This is a genomic window from Curtobacterium sp. TXMA1, assembly GCF_020162095.1.
Taxonomy (GTDB): Bacteria; Actinomycetota; Actinomycetes; order Actinomycetales; family Microbacteriaceae; genus Curtobacterium.
The window spans coordinates 981,972-998,202 of sequence record NZ_CP083910.1 but is presented as its reverse complement, the minus strand read 5'-3'; the positions used below and the strand labels follow the sequence as shown (position 1 = coordinate 998,202).

Below are 16,231 nucleotides of genomic sequence, written 5' to 3'. Positions count from 1 at the left end.
GGAGCACCCGATCCCGTCGTGCGACCGGTCCTGCGGCGGTCCGCTCACGCGACGGCACGCGGTCCCTCGCCGGGGAAGGACTCCCGCAGCGCGGTGGCGGCCGCGTCGTCCCCGTCACCCGCTGGCGCGTCGCGTGGTTCCACGCCGTCGTGCTCCACCCTGTCGAGCGGCAGCGCCGAGCCGTCGGCAGGACCGGGCACCGCGTCATCGCCGTCCGTTCCGGGGACGGTCGCCAGGTGGTCGTCCTCCGGGAGCGTTCCCGTGACCTCTCCCGTGTCCGGGTTCACCGTCGGCACCCCCGGCGGGACCCCGGGACCAGCGTTCGAGTCGCCGACGTGCCGCGGGACACGGATCCAGTTGCTGATGCCCCATGCGAGGTCGTGCCCGATGCCGTCGGCGTCGATCTCGACGGAGGTGCCACCCCGTCCGTCGCGCTCCCACGCCCGGATCCGCACGCGCCCCGTCACGACGATCCGGTCACCCTTCTTCAGGGACTTGTGGACGTTGGCGGCGAGGGAGCGGAACGCGGTGACGGTGTACCAGTTGGTCGGGCCGTTGGTCCAGGACGAGGTACTGCGCTCCCATCGTCGCGAGGGGGACGCCAGGCGCAGGCTCGAGATGGCGATGCCGGTGTCGGTGACGAGGTGCCGGGGTTCGGTCGCGACGATGCCGCAGACGGTGATCGTGTCGTTCATGACTCGATCGTGCGCGAGCCCCGGGACGCGGACGCGGCCCGGGGCTCGATCTGTGACTCGCCGTCTCGTCCAGGTGGGTTGTGGAGGAAGAGTCCCCCGAGCCTCCCGTCCGACCCGATCAGTGCGCGCGGAACTCGGGACGATCCGCGAGGGGTCCGAGGGCCGCGTGCACCGCGCCCTTCGCGGACTCGAGGGACGGGTACGTCCCGCCCCTGCCGCGCCGACCGTAGAGCTCGACCTGGAACCCGTCCGGTGCGCGGCGGATGCTGCCGACCGCGCCCGCCGGACCGACGGCCACCCAGGTCCCGGTGTTGTCCATCATCGTTCGACCACCTCCTCGTGGCCCCGGCGCCCGCGTCTCAGGACGCCAGGATGTACTGACTGTAGGCCCTGCGGACCTTGTTCACCTTGGGCAGCGCGACCGCGAGGCAGTAGCCCTGTCCGGGGTTCTTGGCGAAGAAGTCCTGGTGGTACTCCTCCGCACGGAAGAACGTACCGAGCGGCTCGATCGTCGTCACGATGCCGCCGTCCCAGATGTCCGTGGCGCGCTGGACAGCCCGCTCGAACAGGACTCGCTGCTCGTCGTCCGCCGGGAACATCGCCGAGCGGTACTGGGTGCCGACGTCCGCGCCCTGACGGTTCAGCTGCCGCGGGTCGTGGAGCGTGAAGAAGACGTCGAGCACGACGTCGGCGGGGATGACCGACTCGTAGAAGGTCACCGCGACCGCCTCGGCGTGACCGGTCGTCCCGGTGCACACGGCCTCGTACGTCGGATCGTCCGTCGCGCCGCCGGTGTACCCGGAGACCACGTCCTGCACGCCCTGCAGGGTCCGGTACACGGCGTCGAGGCACCAGAAGCATCCGCCGGCGAGCACGAAGGTCGTCATGCGCGACACCGTACCCTCCGTCGCTCCGGACGCGCCGGCGGGGTACGACTCCTGCACAGGAACGTGTCCACGTCGTCCGTCCCCGGACGGTCCAGCACCCTCCTGCCCTGTCGGTGGTCGGTCGTACCGTCGAGGCAACGAGACCACGACAGACCAGCAGGAGGCACCCGTGCAGACGAGCACCGCACCAGCGTTCCGGATCCGTTCCACGCCGGTGGCACGCAGCCGAGGGGACCTCCGCGTGCTCGACGTGCGGGACGATCTGAGCCGGGTCACCCGCGCCAACGGCGAGATCGTCGGGTACGTCGACCGGGTGGACGTCGCCGGCGGCACGGCGTACCGCGCGCGTCGGTACGTCGCGACGGAGCGTCGGTTCGTCGAGCTGCCGAACGTCTGGTCCGCCGACGACGCTGTCGACTGCCTCCGCTGGGGCTGACCCGCCGGGGTCTGCCGGCCGGAGTCCGACCAGGCCAGGTCTGACCCGCCGGCGTCCGGCCCGGCGAGGTCCCCCGCCGGAGACGGACCCGTCGGAGACCACTGGAGCGGCTCGCCGGACCGTCCGGCGGACACGGCTCGACGGAACGCCGATCGGCCTCCGCGGATCCGGGCCGAGCGCTGCGTAGGGTTCGCCCATGGACTGGTGGAACGACCTGACCGACTGGAGCGCATCCGACGAGGGCTGGCGCGTGCTGTCCGGCGCGATCATCCCCTTCGTCGCGATCGTCGTCGCCGGAGTGATCGCCGCGCTCATCGGGCGTGCGGCAGCGAAGCGCGTCGTCGCGCTCCACGATCGAGAGAGCCGCAACTCGGCGGTCGCGGGCGTGGTCAGCGCGGCGCGCAAGGCCTCGCGCTGGGGAGCGCTCGGACACGAGGAACGTGCCTACGCCGATCACCTCGCCGAGGACGCCGACGTCCGACTGCGCCTCCTGCCGGTGAGCGGTGCCCCGCTGGCCGCCGACTGGGTGCAGCACGAGATCGCCGACATCAAGCGGAACTCCTCCACCTTCACGTCGCAGGCGGACCAGTCCCTCGCCGAGCTCCGCGACCGGCTGCTCGAGTGGAACGCCCGACCCGGTCGCGCCAAGAAGCTGTTCAAGGCCGACCTCGAGCGGTGGAAGTTCGACTCGCCGGATCCGGACGCCGAGCTCATCGCCCGCCAGCAGGACTGGAACGCCGGTCAGCAGCAGCGGGCGACCGACGCCACGCCGTCACGCGCGACGCCGACCACGACCTCGCTCCGCCCGGCACCGCAGCAGTCCGGCGCTCCCGCCGGAGCCGCGGCTCCCGGGAGCTCGGCGCCGGGGAGTCCGGCACCGTGGTCGTCGGGCGCGGCCACGGTCTCGACGACCGATCAGGACGCCACCACCCCGATCGACGACGTGCGTGGTTCGTCCGACAACCGCACGCGGCCCTACGGCGACCGTGAGACCGTGCCGCTCGACGGCACGCCCGTGCGCCCGCAGCTGGGCTCGCCGATCGCGTCCGGACGCCCGGGCACCGGCACGGTGTCGACCTCCCGGAACGACCTCGGCACACGCGGCGTGGACGCCTCCGACCCCGGCGAGGTCGACCCGACCGACCGTGACCAGGGAGAGCGATCCGACGACCGACCGGCTGCAGCGCCGGGCGTCGCGAGCCCGACCTCCGCCGACGCGCACGTGAACCGTGCCTCCGCTTCGGCGAGCGGGCTCGACCGTTCACCGGCGTCGACGACGTCGGCGGGCGCGCGAACGGACGAGGACGAGGACGGGCACGAGGACGCCTCGCCCTACACGCAGCCGATCAGCGCGAGTGAGCTCCGACGTCGGGCATCCGACGACGATTGACCGTCCGACGACCCGACCACCAGAGGCCGCCATCCCGGGGATGGCGGCCTCTCGTCGTGTGTGCCCCCGGCAGGAATCGAACCCGCGACACGGAGGGTAGAAACCACCTGCTCTATCCACTGAGCTACGGAGGCGAGCGGCGACGATTCTACCGCCGTCGGTCGGCGAGGCGCTGCACCGGGCCGTCGGCACCGAGGACGACCGGCGAGCAGCAGGTCGCACAGCCTGCCCGAGCGGGCGGAACCGGCAGCGCCCGACCGGCAGGGCAGCAGAGAACGCCCGCTCGGGTGTCCCCGACCTCGCGCGTGCGGACGCGCGCCGGGGTAGACGGGGTCGAGCCTGCCCGAGCGGGCGGAACCGGCAGCGCCCGACCGGCAGGGCAGCAGGGAACGCCCGCTCGCGGAGCGACGTTCTCCCGCTCGCGTCCGGTCGGGTCGGGTCGGGTCGGGTGGTCGGGTCGCACAGCGTTCGGCGCCCGTCTCCCTGTCGTTCGTCTCAGGGTCACCGCTCCTCCGTACGGTCCGGGACATGCACTCCCGCGGAGCAGGACCAGGACCAGGACCCGGCCCCGTCGTGGCGATCGTCCCGGCCCGCGCGGGGTCGAAGGGCATCCCGGGGAAGAACCTCCGCACCGTCGGCGGTCGCTCGCTGGTCCGGCGCGCGGTGGATGCCGCCCGCGCGACCCCGACGATCGACGCCGTGGTGGTCTCGACCGACGGTGACGCCATCGCCGACGCGGCCCGCGACGCCGGCGCACTCGTCGTCCGGCGTCCGCCTGAGCTCGCCGGCGACGAGGCCTCCTCGGAGTCCGCGCTCCTGCACGTGCTCGACGCCATGACCGCGGACGGCCGGGCTCCCGAGGTCGTGGTGTTCCTGCAGGCGACCTCCCCGTTCATCGACCCCGTCGACCTCGACCACGCGGTCCGACGTGTGCAGAACGGCGCCGCGGACGTGGTGTTCGCGGCCACCCCGTCGCACGCCTTCCTCTGGCGCACCGCTCCGGACGGCGGCGCGCACGCCGTGAACCACGACGCCGCCACCCGACCGCGCCGCCAGGACCGCGAGCCGGAGTACCGCGAGACGGGCGCCTTCTACGTCCTCCGTGCTGCGGCCCTGCGCGCACACGGTCACCGCTTCCACGGCCGGGTGGAGCTCGCCGTCGTCGACCCACGGACGGCGATCGACATCGACGACCTCCACGACCTCGAACTCGCCGACGCCCTCGCGACCGAGCGCGACGCGACCCGCGCGCACGAGCACGAGCACGAGCACGAGCACGAGCACGAGCACGAGCACGAGCCGACACCCACGCTTGCATCCCAGCGCACGACCGCACACGCACCGAACGGAGCACCATGACCGTCACCATCGGCACGTCGACCATCGGCGCCGGCAACCCCGCCTACCTGATCGGCGAGATCGGGCTCAACCACAACGGTGACGTCGACATCGCGAAGCGACTCATCGACGTCGCCGCCGACGCCGGCCTGCAGGCGGTGAAGTTCCAGAAGCGCACGCCGGAGATCGCCACGCCGGAGCACATGAAGGCCACCCCGCGGAGCACCCCCTGGGGCGAGATGACCTACCTGGAGTACCGGTACCGCGTCGAGTTCGACCGCGAGCAGTACATCGAGATCGGCGACCACGCCACGCTCCGCGGCCTCGACTGGTTCGCGTCGCCGTGGGACGAGCCGAGCGTCGACTTCCTCGAGGACCTCAACGTCGTCGCGTACAAGATCGCCTCGGCGTCGGTCACCGACATCGGCCTCCTTCGCGCCGTCGCGGCGACCGGCAAGCCGGTGATCCTGTCGACCGGGATGTCCACGCTGGAGCAGATCGACCGCGCGGTCGAGACCCTCGGAACGGCCCGACTCGTCCTCATGCACGCCACGTCGACCTACCCGATGCCCACAGAGGAGGCCAACCTCCGCATGATCGACACCCTCGCCCTGCGCTACGCCGGTGTGCCGGTCGGCTACTCCGGGCACGAGCCGGGTCTGCAGATCTCGCTCGCCGCGGTCGCCCTCGGCGCCTCGGCCGTCGAGCGGCACATCACCCTCGACCGCACCATGTGGGGGTCGGACCACGCGGCCTCCCTCGAGCCGCACGGACTGCAGACCCTGGCCCGGGACGTGCGTGTCATCGAGACCGCGCTGGGCGACGGGATCAAGCGGATCTTCCCCGGCGAGCAGGCCCCGATGGCGAAGCTCCGCCGCGTCGGCGCCTGACTCGTCGCGTGCACGAGCGGGCGGAAGCGGCGGAGGCCGCACCCACGCGACCGGACGGAACCGACGAGCGGACGGAAGCGGCGGGGATGACACCCACGCGAGCGGACCAGATCGGCGAGCGAGCGGAACCGGCGGAGAGCGCACCCACGCGAGCGGACCGGACCGACGAGCGGGCGGAACCGGCGGGGACCGGTCGTCGCGGGTCGACGGTCGGACGGGAGGCGCGCCTCCCGTCCGACCCGCCGCCCCGCGCCCGTCGCGTGGTCGGCCTGGTCGACACGGACTCCTTCGCGAAGTGGGGTGCGCACCTGCTCGCCACGGCTCCGGCGCACTGGCGCCTCGAACTCCTCGTCGTGGCGACTCCGCGGTCCGCGAGCCGCACGCAGCTGACGGCGGCCTTCCGTGGGCTCGATGCGCGGCTGCGACACCTCGCCGCACGACCTCCCGAGCCGGTGCCGGTCGACGCGATCGTCCGACTGCTTCGGGACGACCCGCCGGACGCCGTCCTCGTGGCGTGCATCGGGCCGGTCGCCGAACTCGTGATCGACGAGGTGCACCGACGGGTACGGCGCCGGCCGGTGCTGTTGACCGGGCTGCCGGGGATCTCGTTCCCGGCGAAGTGGAAGGGCGTGTTCTTCCGCGCCCGGGCCGACCTCTTCGTGCTGCACAGCCACCGCGAGGTACGTGCCTACCGCGACCTCGCGCGAGCGGGCGGAACCGAACCCCACTTCGCGCTCGCGACGCTCCCGTTCGCCCGCTCGACGGGTGCCGGTCCGGGCGACGGGGCAGCGGCCGACGTCGCAGCGGGTGACGGGACGGCCCACGACACGGACGGCGCGCGGGACGCGGTGGTCTTCGCCGCGCAGCCGAGCGTCCCCGCGGACGAGCACGACCGACGTCGGGTCGTCGGCTGGCTCGTGGAGACGGCGCTGCGGCACCCGGAGTGGCGCGTGGTCGTGAAGGTCCGGGCGGCGTCGGGCGAACACCAGACCCACCGCGAGCAGTACCCGTACCCGGCGCTGCTCCCCGCCGACGCTCCGCCGAACCTCGTGGTCGCGAGCGGGCCGATGGCGCAGCACCTCGACCGTGCGGTCGCCCTGGTCACGGTGAGCTCGACCGCAGTGCTCGAGGCCGTGGCCCGCGGCGTGCCGGCGCTCACCCTGACGGATTTCGGCGTCTCGAGGATGCTCATCAACGAGGTCTTCGTGGACAGCGGCCTCGAGGGCGACGCCGACGACCTCGTGGCGGGGCGCTTCGGCACCGTCCGACCCGAGTGGCGACACGACAACCACTTCCACCCGCTCACCGACGACGACTGGGCCGACCGGGCGGAATCGCTCATGCGCGCCCGGGACGACGGGACGCTCGTGGACCGACCGGCCGCTCGGCGGAGCCGGGGTGGGGCGCTCCGTCGGGCCTGGGAGCGCAAGAACGCCCTCGGGTCGGACGATCGTTCCGTGCTCGGCGTGGTCGCGCTCGGCCTCGGGACCCCGGTGCGGGCGGTGAAGCGCGTCGTCCGGCGGCTGCGCGGACTGGTCCGGCCGGCACCGGTGTCGACGGCGGTCGTCGGGCCGCCGCGGTCGCAGCGCGACGAAGTGCCGGCCGGGCCGTCCCACCGGGAGTGACGCGCGCCTCGCGCCCAGCACCACGAAGACGCCGAGGCACCGGCTGTGCAGCGAGCACCCGGGCGAGCACACGGGCGAGCGCCGCGGCGGACGCGCCCGGCGCCTCCCGGCCGGCGACGGCACCAGCGCGACGGGCGGGGCGGAGGGGGCCGCGCCTCCAGTCCGGGTCAGAGCGCCTTCGCGACCGCCACCAGCAGCTGGTCCCGCGACGGGACGCCCGGCGAACGGAAGACCTCGGCACCGTCGTCGCGCCGCACGATGATCGTGGGGGTCGAGCGGATGCCGAGGTCCTCTGCGGTGTCGGGGTCAGCCGCGACGTCGCGCTCCGTGACCCGGAGCCCGGGGACGAGCGCCGCTGCCTCACCGGTCACGCGGCGGGCGGCTGCACACGGGGCGCAGAAGGCGGAGGTCCAGAGATCGAGCTGCACGGGACGGTGCAACGTGCGCGGCGCGGGGTCTACTCCCGGTCGAACTCGCCGCTGCGGTCGCCGCGCTCCTGCAGGTCGTCGACCGGGTCGGAGTCCGCGGCGTCGTACTCGTACTCGACGGAGGTCTGGTCGAGCACCTGCCGGGTCTTCGTGGCCTTGTAGGTGAAGGCCGTCTGCAGCCCCTCGACGTCCGCGTACACCGTGACCTCGTCGTCGACCGCGTCGCTCGTGGCGGTGCGGGTGTCGGTCGTGCCGTCGAAGGGACCGCCGTGGAAGATCGCGGTGTACTCGTCGCCCTCGTGGATGGTGATGTCGCTCATGCGTCCCTTGTACCAGGGGCGCCCTGTTGACGGATGCATAGCACCGCTATATAGTTCAGCTATGGAACCAACACGGGCGCAGACGCTGGAGACGCTCGTCGTCTCCGTCAACCGACTGGTCCGCGCTGCGGCACGGGCCTCCGGCGACGCGACCTCGGCCGCGGTCTGGCGCACGCTCGGCATCCTCGAGACCGAGCAGCCGCTGCGGCTCGGGGAACTCGCAGCCGCGTCACGCGTGGCGCAGCCCACCATGACCCGGATCGTCTCCGGGATGCTCGCCGACGGACTGCTCTCGCGCACCGTCGACCCCGACGACTCCCGCGGCCAGCTCATCGAGCTCACCGACACCGGGCGCGAGCGGCTCCTCACCTGGCGCGCGACCATCGCCGACTCGGTCGGGGCGGTCTTCGCCGACCTCGACGACGACGACTGGGACGTCCTGCGTCACGCCGCCGCCATCATCGCCTCGCGCACCAGCACGAACCCCACCAGAACGGAGATCCCCGCGTGAACGCCCACGCACCCGCTGCGTCCGGCAGCATCCTCAAGCAGTCGTCCGCGGTCTGGGCGATCGCGTTCGCCTGCGTCGTCGCCTTCATGGGCATCGGCCTCGTCGACCCGATCCTCCCCGCCATCGCCAGCTCACTCAAGGCGACGGCAGCGCAGACCGAGCTGCTCTTCACGAGCTACCTCGCCGTCACCGGCGTCGCGATGTTCTTCACCAGCTGGGTGTCGAGCCGCATCGGCGCGAAGAACACGCTGCTCATCGGGCTCGCGCTCATCGTCGTGTTCTCCGTGCTCGCGGCGACCTCGGGCAGCGTCTGGAACATCATCGGCTTCCGCGCCGGATGGGGCCTGGGCAACGCGCTCTTCATCTCCACCGCGCTCGCGACCATCGTCGGTGCAGCATCGGGCGGAACGGCCTCGGCGATCATCCTGTACGAGGCCGCGCTCGGCCTGGGCATCGCCGTGGGTCCGCTCGTCGGCGGCCTGCTCGGGTCGGTGAGCTGGCGGGGTCCGTTCTTCGGCGTCACGACGCTGATGGCCATCGCGTTCATCGCCGTCGTCACGCTGCTCAAGTCCTCGGGACTCGAGAAGCCGACGCCGACCACGCTCTCGGCGCCCTTCCGCGCACTCGGACGGCCGGCACTCGCCGCCCTCGCGGTGACCGCGCTGTTCTACAACATCGGCTTCTTCGTGCTCCTCGCCTACACGCCGTTCCCGCTCGGCTTCGGCGCGCTCGGCATCGGGTTCACGTTCTTCGGCTGGGGTGTCGGCCTCGCCGTCACCTCGGTGTGGGTGGCACCGATGCTCACCGCACGGCTGCGCCGCACGACCGTCCTGAAGATCGCGCTGCCGCTGCTCGCCCTCGACCTGTTCGCCGCGGCGGTCGTCGTGACCTCGCAGGTCGGGCTGATCATCTGCGTGGTCATCGGTGGACTCGTGCTCGGTGTCCTCAACACGGTGCTCACCGAGTGCGTCATGGAGGCCACCGACCTCCCCCGCTCGGTCGCGTCCAGCGCTTACTCGGCGGTGCGCTTCATCGGTGGTGCGATCGCTCCGCCCGTGGCGACGCTGCTGGCGGACGCGTTCTCACCTTCGGCGGCGTACGTGTTCGCCGGCGTGTCCGTGGCGATCGCGTTCGTGGTCGTGGTGCTGACCACGAAGGTGCTGCGGCGGGTCGACGACGGCGCGGAGCCGGAGCGCGTCGAGGCCGAGGCGATCTCGGCGGGCGAGATGGTCTGAGCGCTCCCCGCTCTCGCTCTGGGCGGGAACTGCGGACGGACTCCGGTCCGGTCGTGGTTCCCGCCCGTTCGTCGTGTGTGGCGGGCGGATCGGAATCCGTCCGGCGGGGTGGGCGAGCGCGGGCCCGGCGCTGGGGCCGTGTCCGGGCTGGGCTGGCGCTGGGCTGGGCTCGGCTGGGCTGGGCCGGCGTAGGGGCTGAGTCGGCACGAGGAGCACCGGTCGGGCACGTGCCGGCGAGCGTGCGGATTCCCCGGGACGGGACGGGACGGGACGGCACGGCGCGTGTGGGCGAGCGGGCGGAATCGGAAGGGTGCGGCGGCCCGCGCGACCGGTTCCGCCCACTCGACCAGCCCGAGGGCGTCGCGGGAGGACCGCCGGACCGTTGGCGGGCCTCCAGTCCGAGTGGAGCGCCGACGGCGGGATCGGGGCTGCGCGCGGGACGCCCGCGACGGCGAGCGGGCGGATCCCGCACTCGGGACGTCCTGTCCGAACCTGTTCCGCCCGCTCGCGGCCCGGAGCGGACCGCCCGGACCGGAACTGCTTGGAGGCACGGATCACCCCCGCTGCGCGAGCCCGGTCGCGAACGGGCGGAACCGGACCCCTCTGCGGCTCACGCTCGCAGGTTCCGCCCGCTCACGGCGCGCGCTCGTTCCTTCCGCTCGCAGGACCGGACCGGATCGGACCGGTCTGGAGGCACGGATCACCCCCGCTGGACGAGTGTGGTCGCGAACGGGCGGAACCGGGCACCTCTGCGGCGCTCGCTTGCATGTTCCGCCCACTCACGGCCGCCGGGCGGACAGCACTCCCGTCCCATCTCGCCCCTCCACAGCCGCACACGGAGGGGCGGGAGCGTCACCGGGCCGGAATAGGATCGGGGGCATGGCAACTGCGAACGACCGCCTCGTCTGGATCGACTGCGAGATGACGGGCCTCGACCTCGGGGTCGACGAGCTCGTCGAGGTGGCCGTCGTCATCACCGACTTCGACCTCGTCCCCGTGCACCCGGGCTTCGACATCGTGATCAAGCCGGACCAGTCCGCGCTCGACAACATGAACGAGTTCGTGACGAACATGCACACGACGTCAGGCCTGCTCGAGGAGATCCCGCACGGCGTCTCCCTGGCGGACGCCGAGTACCAGGTGCTCGAGTACATCCTCCAGCACGTCCCGGCCGAGGGCAGCGCTCCGCTGGCGGGCAACACGATCGGGACGGACCGCGCGTTCCTGTCGAAGTACATGCCCCGCGTGGACGGGCACCTGCACTACCGCAGCGTGGACGTGTCGAGCATCAAGGAGCTCTGCCGTCGCTGGTTCCCGCGCGTGTACTTCAACGCGCCGGAGAAGCACGGCGGCCACCGCGCCCTCGCGGACATCCTCGAGTCGATCCGTGAGCTCGAGTACTACCGTCGCGCGGGCTTCGTCGCAGAGCCCGGCCCGACCACCGAGGACGTCCGCGCCGTCGCGGCCGAGGTCGTCGAGCGGTGGGAGCCCCGACTCGCACAGCCGGCCGCAGAATAGCCACGGGCGCTGCCACCCAGCGGTGGTGCGCCGACGAGTCAGCACCGAGGCGACGGCGACACGCCTGGTCGGAGGAGCCTCCGGCATGTACTACTATTGAGTGGTCGCGCCGGTCCGCCAGCGTGTACATGGTGGGTATAGCTCAGTTGGTAGAGCGCCTGGTTGTGGTCTAGGAGGTCGCGGGTTCGAGACCCGTTACTCACCCCAGTTCGTGAAGGCCCCGTCCGAGAGGACGGGGCCTTCGTCGTTCTCCGATGCCGGTGTGCCACGATCGACGTCGTGATGGAGATGTCCGCCGACGCGTTCGAGCAGCTCGTGTCCGACGAGCTCGACCTGCTGCCCGACGAGATGGTCGACGGGCTCGACAACGTGGTGTTCGTCGTCGAGGACGAACCCGAGGACGGCTCCGACCTGTTCGGCGTCTACGAGGGGGTCGCCGCGACCGAGCGCGGGCAGTACGGGTTCGGCGAGCTGCCGGACCGGATCGTGGTGTTCCGGAAGCAGCACCTGGAGGAGTGCGACACCGTCGAGGAACTCCGCGACGAGGTGCACACCACGCTCGTCCACGAGATCGGGCACTTCTACGGCATCGACGACGCCCGGCTTCACGAACTCGGCTGGGCGTAGCGCAGCGCAGCACTGCGCCGCCCCGCCCCGCCCTCAGAACCGCGTCGGCCCCACCTCGTGGTACCGCTCCCACGCGTCGACCGGCCCCCGCCCGTGCAGCACGTACTCGCCCACGAGCCGTTCCTTGTACACGGCCGGGTTGTGCGACGCCACGACCCGGGCGTTCCGCCAGTGCCGGTCGAGCGCCCGGGTCCGATCCGCCGCCGAGGCCCCGCCGACCTCGAACAACTCCGTGGCCGCCCGCAGCACCCGCGGCCCGACCTCGACCTGCGCCTGGTAGACGGCGTTCTCGGCCGCGTCGAGCAGCGCGTGGTCGACGCCGGCCCCCGGCACGTTCGTCGCCACGACCCCGTCGAGCAGTCCGGCCGCCGCAGCGACGAGCGACCGGGCCATGAACGCTCCGGCCGACAGCCGCCCGAGCACGGCGAGCACCTGCGGGTCGTCCCCCGGCACGGCGGCGTTCGCGTGGATGTACGTCCGGGTCCGCGGTCGGACGAACGCCACCGCATCGTCGACGACCGCCTGCCCGATCCCCGCGAGGACCGCCAGCAGGTACAGCTGGTAGAAGGCCTGGATGTGCGACAACGGTGCGTCCCGGTACGCCGAGATCACGGACTCGTCGACCGCGACGCCGGAGAACACGGTCGTCCCCGAGGCGGTGAGCCGCTGTCCGAACCCGTCCCAGTCGTCGATCCCGGTGACACCCGGGGCACCAGTGGGCACCGCGAACGTCACCCGCTCGCCGTCGCGGTCGGCCGCCAGGTAGATCCAGTCGGCGTAGAGCGTGCCGGTCGAGTAGAACTTCCGTCCGTCGAGTCGCCACGTCCCGTCGGCATCTGGCGCGACGGTCGTCGAGATGTCGGCGAGCGTGGTTCCGGTCCGTTCCGAGGTCGCGTTCCCCACGACCGCCCCGTCGACGATCCGCTGCAGCCACTCGTCGCGAACGGGCGAATCCGGACGCAGGAGCACGAGTTCGGTGTACCCGAAGTGCCCGCGCCACAGGTGCGCGATGTTCGAGTCCGCCGCCGCGAGGTCCGCCACCAGGTGCGCCAGCTCCACGAGCGTCACACCGGACCCGCCGCGGTCCTCGGGCACGCGGAGGCGACCGAAGCCCGCCTCCGCCAGCGCCCGCACCTCGGCGTGCGGCAGTTCCCGCTCCCCCGGCGTCCCGGACGCCAGCTCGCGTCCGACGGCCCCCTCGCGGATGCGGTCGAAGACCGGGGCGAAGTGGTCCCGCAGTGCCGCGAGTCGGTCGGTCTGGAGGCGCGGAGCAGCCCCGTCGGTCGTCGTCGCGTCGGTCACGCGGTCACCTCGACTGCGTCGCGCCCGCCGTCCGCGCCCGTCGCGGCGCCGGACGCGCCGGACCCGCCAGTCACGCCAGTCACGCCAGACCCGCCGGACCCGCCGGACCCGCTCGACCCGCCGGAGAACGCCCCGCGCCACCGCCTGGCCGGGTGCGAGTCCGGGAGCTGCGGATGGCCGAAGAGCTTCTCGCGGAGGGTGCCCTCCCGGTACTCGGACTGCATGAGTCCGCGCTGTTGCAAGGTCGGCGCGACGTGGTCGACGAACTCCTCGTAGGAGCCGGGCAGCGTCCAGTTGATGACGTTCACCCCGTCGACACCGACGCGCTGCCAGGCGGCGAGCTCGTCGGCGATCTGCTCCGGTGTCCCGACGACGCGGGCGCGGAGCTTGGCGGACAGCCGGGCCAGGTCGGCGATGGTCGGCTCGCGGTCGCCGGCGGCCTCCCGGAGCCACTGGAGGTGCGACTGCCCGGCGTGCGTCCGGACCTCGGACAGGGGCGTCGCCGGGTCGAGCGGTTCGCCGGTGTCGGGGTCGAAGCCGAGGTTCGAGTGCACGAGGAAGCCGTCGGCCGCGAGGTACTCGTCGATCTCGGCCTCCTTCGCCTTTGCCTCGGCCTCGGTGGACCCGGTGACGAAGGTCAGGCCGAGGAAGAACGCGATGTCCTCGCGGCGTCGGCCGGCTGCGGCGGCGAGGTCGCGGGTCTCACGGATGAGCTGCTCGGTGGCGTCGCGGTTCGAGGTCAGGATGAACTGGGCCTCGGCGTTCCGCGCGGCGAAGGCCCGACCGGCCGGCGAGGACCCGGCCTGGAACAGCACCGGCGTTCGCTGTGGCGAGGGAGCGCTGAGGTGCGGCCCCTGCACGTCGTACCGCTTCCCGTGGTGGTCGATGCGGTGCACCTTCTCCGGGTCGGCGTACCCGCGCTCCGGGTCCTTGAGCACGGCACCGTCGTCCCACGACCCCTCCCAGAGCTTCGCGCAGACCTCGAGGTACTCCTCGGCCCAGGCGTAGCGCTCGTCGTGCTCCTCGAGCCGGTCAGCCCCGAAGTTCCGGGCGGCGCTGTCGAGGGCGCTCGTGACGACGTTCCAGCCGATGCGGCCACGGGTGATGTGGTCGAGCGTGGAGACCTTGCGGGCGAAGTCGAACGGGTGCGCCTGGATGACGCTCGACGTGAACGCCAGGCCGAGGTGCTCCGTGGACACGGCGAGCGCGGAGAGCAGCACGGACGGGTCGTTCGAGGGGATCTGCAGGCCCTCGCGGAGGTTCGTCGCGTAGTCGCCGCGGGCGGGCCCGTACGTACCGACGACGTCGGCGAAGAACATCGCGTCGAACCTGCCCCGTTCGAGCGTCCTGGCCAGGTCGGTCCACAGGGTGACGTCGTCGAAGTCGGCCTGCCGGGCGTCGGGGTGCCGCCAGAGGCCGTGCTGGATGTGCGACGTCGTGTTCATGACGAAGGCCGCGAAGCGCAGCGGACGGGTCGGTGCATCGCTCATGGACCCATGGTGTCGACCGACGTCGCGCTGGCGACGTGACGTGACCTCGCGTTACGGGCGGTGTTCCGTCGCGGCCCGGTGGCGACCATGCTCCAGGGTCATGCCGACCCAGACGACCGCAGCCGCGCCTCCCGTCCGTCCCGCCGATCCGTCGACGAACGCGACCCGACGTCGCGTCGCCCTCGCGTCGTTCGTCGGGACGACCGTCGAGTACTACGACTTCTACCTGTACGCGACGGCCTCGGCGCTCGTGTTCGCGCCCACCTTCTTCCCGTCGGTGACGCCCGCCGTCGGTGTGATCGCGTCGTTCGCGACCTACGGCGTCGGGTTCGTGGCGCGGCCGCTCGGCGGGATCGTGGCGGGGCACCTGGGTGACCGGATCGGGCGGAAGAAGCTGCTCGTCGCGTCGCTCGTGCTCATGGGGATCGCGTCGACGCTCATCGGAGTCATCCCCTCCGCCGCGACGATCGGGGTCGGCGCCGTCGTGGCGCTCGTGGTCCTCCGGCTGCTGCAGGGTGTCGCCGCGGGTGCCGAGTGGGGCGGGTCGGCGCTGCTGTCGGTCGAGCACGCACCGGTGCGGCACCGGGGGCTGTTCGGGGCGTTCACCCAGATGGGGTCCGCGTGCGGGATGCTCCTGGCGACCGGGGTGTTCACCCTCGTGCGGACGGTGCTCGGCAACGACGCGTTCCTGGCGTGGGGCTGGCGACTGCCGTTCCTGTTCTCGGCGGTGATCGTCGCGGTCGGACTCGTCATCCGGCTCGGTGTCCAGGACGCCCCGGTGTTCCAGGAGCTGCGCGCATCCGGTGGTGTCGAGCGGTTCCCGGTGTGGCAGGCGATCCGCCGGCACCCGCGGTCGATCCTGGTGACCGCCGGGCTGCGGCTCGTGCAGCCGGCGCTGTACTCGATCCTGACGACGTACTCGCTGACCTACCTCGGGGCGAAGCGCGGCGAGGAGGGGTCGGCAGCAGGTCTGCAGGCGGTGCTCGTGATCTCGGCGGTGTCGCTCGTGTCGACGCCGTTCTGGGGGTGGCTGTCGGACCGGGTCGGGCGCCGGCCGCTCGCGATGGGGTCGGCTATCGGGATCGCGGTGCTGATCTGGCCGTTCTTCGCGTTCCTCGACGCCGGGCCCCTCGTGCTGCTGCCCCTCGTGGCGCTGATCGGCATGAGCGTGTTCCACGACAGCATCTACGGGCCGCAGGCGGCGTGGTTCGCGGAGCAGTTCCCGACCGGGCGCCGGTACTCGGGGATGAGCCTCGGGTACCAGATCGGGTCGATCTTCTCGGTGGGGCTGACGCCGTTGCTCGCGGCGGTGTTCGTCGAGGTGGGCGGGGGTTCGCCGTGGATCCTGTGCGCGTACCTCGGGGTGTACGCGGTGCTCTCGGTCGTGGCCGCGGTGTTCGCGGTGGACCCGGTGCGCGACGCGCGGCGGGCGGACGGCGGTCCGCGCGGCGGCGCCGGTCGCGCCGAGTGACTCCACGCGCTCAGCGACACTTCACGGGTCCCGACGGGCGTGAGGTGTCGCTGGGCGCGTGAACTCGC

The 16,231-nt window shown here is 72.4% G+C and carries 17 protein-coding genes and 2 tRNA genes; 11 read left to right on the top strand and 8 right to left on the bottom strand.

Translation table 11 applies throughout. The features are described from left to right. Positions 1 to 44: 44 nt before the first annotated feature. From LCG91_RS04760 to msrA, 3 genes are all read right to left on the bottom strand, one after another. On the bottom strand, positions 45 to 695 hold the full coding sequence (locus LCG91_RS04760; RefSeq protein ID WP_224442668.1) for a single-stranded DNA-binding protein: 651 nt from the start codon (positions 693 to 695) through the stop codon (positions 45 to 47). A gap of 118 nt (positions 696 to 813) precedes the next feature. Next, positions 814 to 1,017 (bottom strand): hypothetical protein, encoded by a 204-nt coding sequence (locus LCG91_RS04755; protein WP_082687396.1) that lies wholly within the window; start codon positions 1,015 to 1,017, stop codon positions 814 to 816. Positions 1,018 to 1,054: 37 nt separating this feature from the next. After that, positions 1,055 to 1,582 carry a peptide-methionine (S)-S-oxide reductase MsrA gene (gene msrA, locus LCG91_RS04750; RefSeq protein WP_224442667.1) on the bottom strand — a complete coding sequence of 176 codons (528 nt, stop codon included), beginning with the start codon at positions 1,580 to 1,582 and terminating at the stop codon, positions 1,055 to 1,057. Between the two features lie 169 nt (positions 1,583 to 1,751). Between msrA and LCG91_RS04745 the strand changes: the two genes are divergently transcribed. Next, positions 1,752 to 2,018, top strand: a complete 267-nt coding sequence (locus LCG91_RS04745; protein ID WP_058727618.1) for a hypothetical protein — start codon at positions 1,752 to 1,754, stop codon at positions 2,016 to 2,018. Between the two features lie 196 nt (positions 2,019 to 2,214). Next, positions 2,215 to 3,408 carry a hypothetical protein gene (locus LCG91_RS04740; RefSeq protein ID WP_224442666.1) on the top strand — a complete coding sequence of 398 codons (1,194 nt, stop codon included), beginning with the start codon at positions 2,215 to 2,217 and terminating at the stop codon, positions 3,406 to 3,408. Positions 3,409 to 3,469: 61 nt separating this feature from the next. Here LCG91_RS04740 and LCG91_RS04735 read toward each other — a convergent pair. Next, positions 3,470 to 3,542: transfer RNA gene (locus LCG91_RS04735), tRNA-Arg, on the bottom strand. A 394-nt stretch (positions 3,543 to 3,936) separates the two neighbouring features. On the opposite strand from LCG91_RS04735, the gene LCG91_RS04730 reads away from it, so the two are divergent. The 3 genes from LCG91_RS04730 (at position 3,937) to LCG91_RS04720 (ending at position 7,261) form a co-directional block, all read left to right on the top strand. Continuing rightward, positions 3,937 to 4,767 carry a cytidylyltransferase domain-containing protein gene (locus tag LCG91_RS04730; protein ID WP_224442665.1) on the top strand — a complete coding sequence of 277 codons (831 nt, stop codon included), beginning with the start codon at positions 3,937 to 3,939 and terminating at the stop codon, positions 4,765 to 4,767. Then, on the top strand, positions 4,764 to 5,636 hold the full coding sequence (locus tag LCG91_RS04725) for an N-acetylneuraminate synthase family protein (protein ID WP_224442664.1): 873 nt from the start codon (positions 4,764 to 4,766) through the stop codon (positions 5,634 to 5,636). Before LCG91_RS04730 ends, LCG91_RS04725 begins: the two co-directional genes overlap by 4 nt. A gap of 86 nt (positions 5,637 to 5,722) precedes the next feature. After that, a complete protein-coding gene (locus tag LCG91_RS04720; protein WP_224442663.1) occupies positions 5,723 to 7,261 on the top strand; it encodes a DUF6716 putative glycosyltransferase in 1,539 nt (512 codons plus the stop codon). Positions 7,262 to 7,428: 167 nt separating this feature from the next. Here the strand turns inward: LCG91_RS04720 and LCG91_RS04715 are convergent, their stop codons facing one another. Then, positions 7,429 to 7,689 carry a thioredoxin family protein gene (locus LCG91_RS04715; RefSeq protein ID WP_224442662.1) on the bottom strand — a complete coding sequence of 87 codons (261 nt, stop codon included), beginning with the start codon at positions 7,687 to 7,689 and terminating at the stop codon, positions 7,429 to 7,431. A gap of 29 nt (positions 7,690 to 7,718) precedes the next feature. Further along, positions 7,719 to 8,009, bottom strand: a complete 291-nt coding sequence (locus tag LCG91_RS04710) for a hypothetical protein (RefSeq protein WP_058727624.1) — start codon at positions 8,007 to 8,009, stop codon at positions 7,719 to 7,721. Between the two features lie 61 nt (positions 8,010 to 8,070). Here LCG91_RS04710 and LCG91_RS04705 point away from each other — a divergent pair, with 61 nt between their 5' ends. From LCG91_RS04705 to LCG91_RS04685, 5 genes are all read left to right on the top strand, one after another. Then, positions 8,071 to 8,520, top strand: a complete 450-nt coding sequence (locus LCG91_RS04705) for a MarR family winged helix-turn-helix transcriptional regulator (protein ID WP_224442661.1) — start codon at positions 8,071 to 8,073, stop codon at positions 8,518 to 8,520. After that, positions 8,517 to 9,755 (top strand): MFS transporter, encoded by a 1,239-nt coding sequence (locus LCG91_RS04700; RefSeq protein ID WP_224442660.1) that lies wholly within the window; start codon positions 8,517 to 8,519, stop codon positions 9,753 to 9,755. The genes LCG91_RS04705 and LCG91_RS04700 overlap by 4 nt, the downstream gene beginning before the upstream one ends. A gap of 879 nt (positions 9,756 to 10,634) precedes the next feature. Then, complete coding sequence (gene orn, locus LCG91_RS04695) at positions 10,635 to 11,273, top strand: oligoribonuclease (protein WP_058750810.1); 639 nt, start codon at positions 10,635 to 10,637, stop codon at positions 11,271 to 11,273. Between the two features lie 131 nt (positions 11,274 to 11,404). Then, a tRNA-His gene (locus LCG91_RS04690) sits at positions 11,405 to 11,480 on the top strand. Positions 11,481 to 11,555: 75 nt separating this feature from the next. Next, the gene (locus tag LCG91_RS04685) at positions 11,556 to 11,900 is read left to right on the top strand and encodes a metallopeptidase family protein (RefSeq protein ID WP_058727628.1); all 345 of its coding nucleotides are present in this window, start codon (positions 11,556 to 11,558) and stop codon (positions 11,898 to 11,900) included. A gap of 33 nt (positions 11,901 to 11,933) precedes the next feature. On the opposite strand, the gene LCG91_RS04680 is transcribed toward LCG91_RS04685, so the two are convergent. Together LCG91_RS04680 and LCG91_RS04675 are read right to left on the bottom strand one after the other, a co-directional pair. Beyond that, positions 11,934 to 13,202 (bottom strand): acyl-CoA dehydrogenase family protein, encoded by a 1,269-nt coding sequence (locus LCG91_RS04680; protein WP_224442659.1) that lies wholly within the window; start codon positions 13,200 to 13,202, stop codon positions 11,934 to 11,936. Next, complete coding sequence (locus tag LCG91_RS04675; RefSeq protein ID WP_224442658.1) at positions 13,199 to 14,692, bottom strand: LLM class flavin-dependent oxidoreductase; 1,494 nt, start codon at positions 14,690 to 14,692, stop codon at positions 13,199 to 13,201. The genes LCG91_RS04680 and LCG91_RS04675 overlap by 4 nt, the downstream gene beginning before the upstream one ends. Positions 14,693 to 14,792: 100 nt before the next feature. On the opposite strand from LCG91_RS04675, the gene LCG91_RS04670 reads away from it, so the two are divergent. Continuing rightward, positions 14,793 to 16,163 (top strand): MFS transporter, encoded by a 1,371-nt coding sequence (locus tag LCG91_RS04670; RefSeq protein WP_224442657.1) that lies wholly within the window; start codon positions 14,793 to 14,795, stop codon positions 16,161 to 16,163. The last annotated feature ends 68 nt before the right edge of the window (positions 16,164 to 16,231 follow it).

What these genes read in the sequence shown, in the direction of transcription:
- LCG91_RS04740 (WP_224442666.1), top strand. Translation starts at nt 2,215, where the DNA reads ATGGACTGGTGGAACGACCTGACCGACTGGAGCGCATCCGACGAGGGC.
- LCG91_RS04685 (WP_058727628.1), top strand. Translation starts at nt 11,556, where the DNA reads ATGGAGATGTCCGCCGACGCGTTCGAGCAGCTCGTGTCCGACGAGCTC.
- LCG91_RS04670 (WP_224442657.1), top strand. Translation starts at nt 14,793, where the DNA reads ATGCCGACCCAGACGACCGCAGCCGCGCCTCCCGTCCGTCCCGCCGAT.
- LCG91_RS04725 (WP_224442664.1), top strand. Translation starts at nt 4,764, where the DNA reads ATGACCGTCACCATCGGCACGTCGACCATCGGCGCCGGCAACCCCGCC.
- LCG91_RS04705 (WP_224442661.1), top strand. Translation starts at nt 8,071, where the DNA reads ATGGAACCAACACGGGCGCAGACGCTGGAGACGCTCGTCGTCTCCGTC.
- orn (WP_058750810.1), top strand. Translation starts at nt 10,635, where the DNA reads ATGGCAACTGCGAACGACCGCCTCGTCTGGATCGACTGCGAGATGACG.
- LCG91_RS04755 (WP_082687396.1), bottom strand. Translation starts at nt 1,017, where the DNA reads ATGATGGACAACACCGGGACCTGGGTGGCCGTCGGTCCGGCGGGCGCG.
- msrA (WP_224442667.1), bottom strand. Translation starts at nt 1,582, where the DNA reads ATGACGACCTTCGTGCTCGCCGGCGGATGCTTCTGGTGCCTCGACGCC.
- LCG91_RS04730 (WP_224442665.1), top strand. Translation starts at nt 3,937, where the DNA reads ATGCACTCCCGCGGAGCAGGACCAGGACCAGGACCCGGCCCCGTCGTG.
- LCG91_RS04720 (WP_224442663.1), top strand. Translation starts at nt 5,723, where the DNA reads ATGACACCCACGCGAGCGGACCAGATCGGCGAGCGAGCGGAACCGGCG.
- LCG91_RS04760 (WP_224442668.1), bottom strand. Translation starts at nt 695, where the DNA reads ATGAACGACACGATCACCGTCTGCGGCATCGTCGCGACCGAACCCCGG.
- LCG91_RS04675 (WP_224442658.1), bottom strand. Translation starts at nt 14,692, where the DNA reads ATGAGCGATGCACCGACCCGTCCGCTGCGCTTCGCGGCCTTCGTCATG.
- LCG91_RS04710 (WP_058727624.1), bottom strand. Translation starts at nt 8,009, where the DNA reads ATGAGCGACATCACCATCCACGAGGGCGACGAGTACACCGCGATCTTC.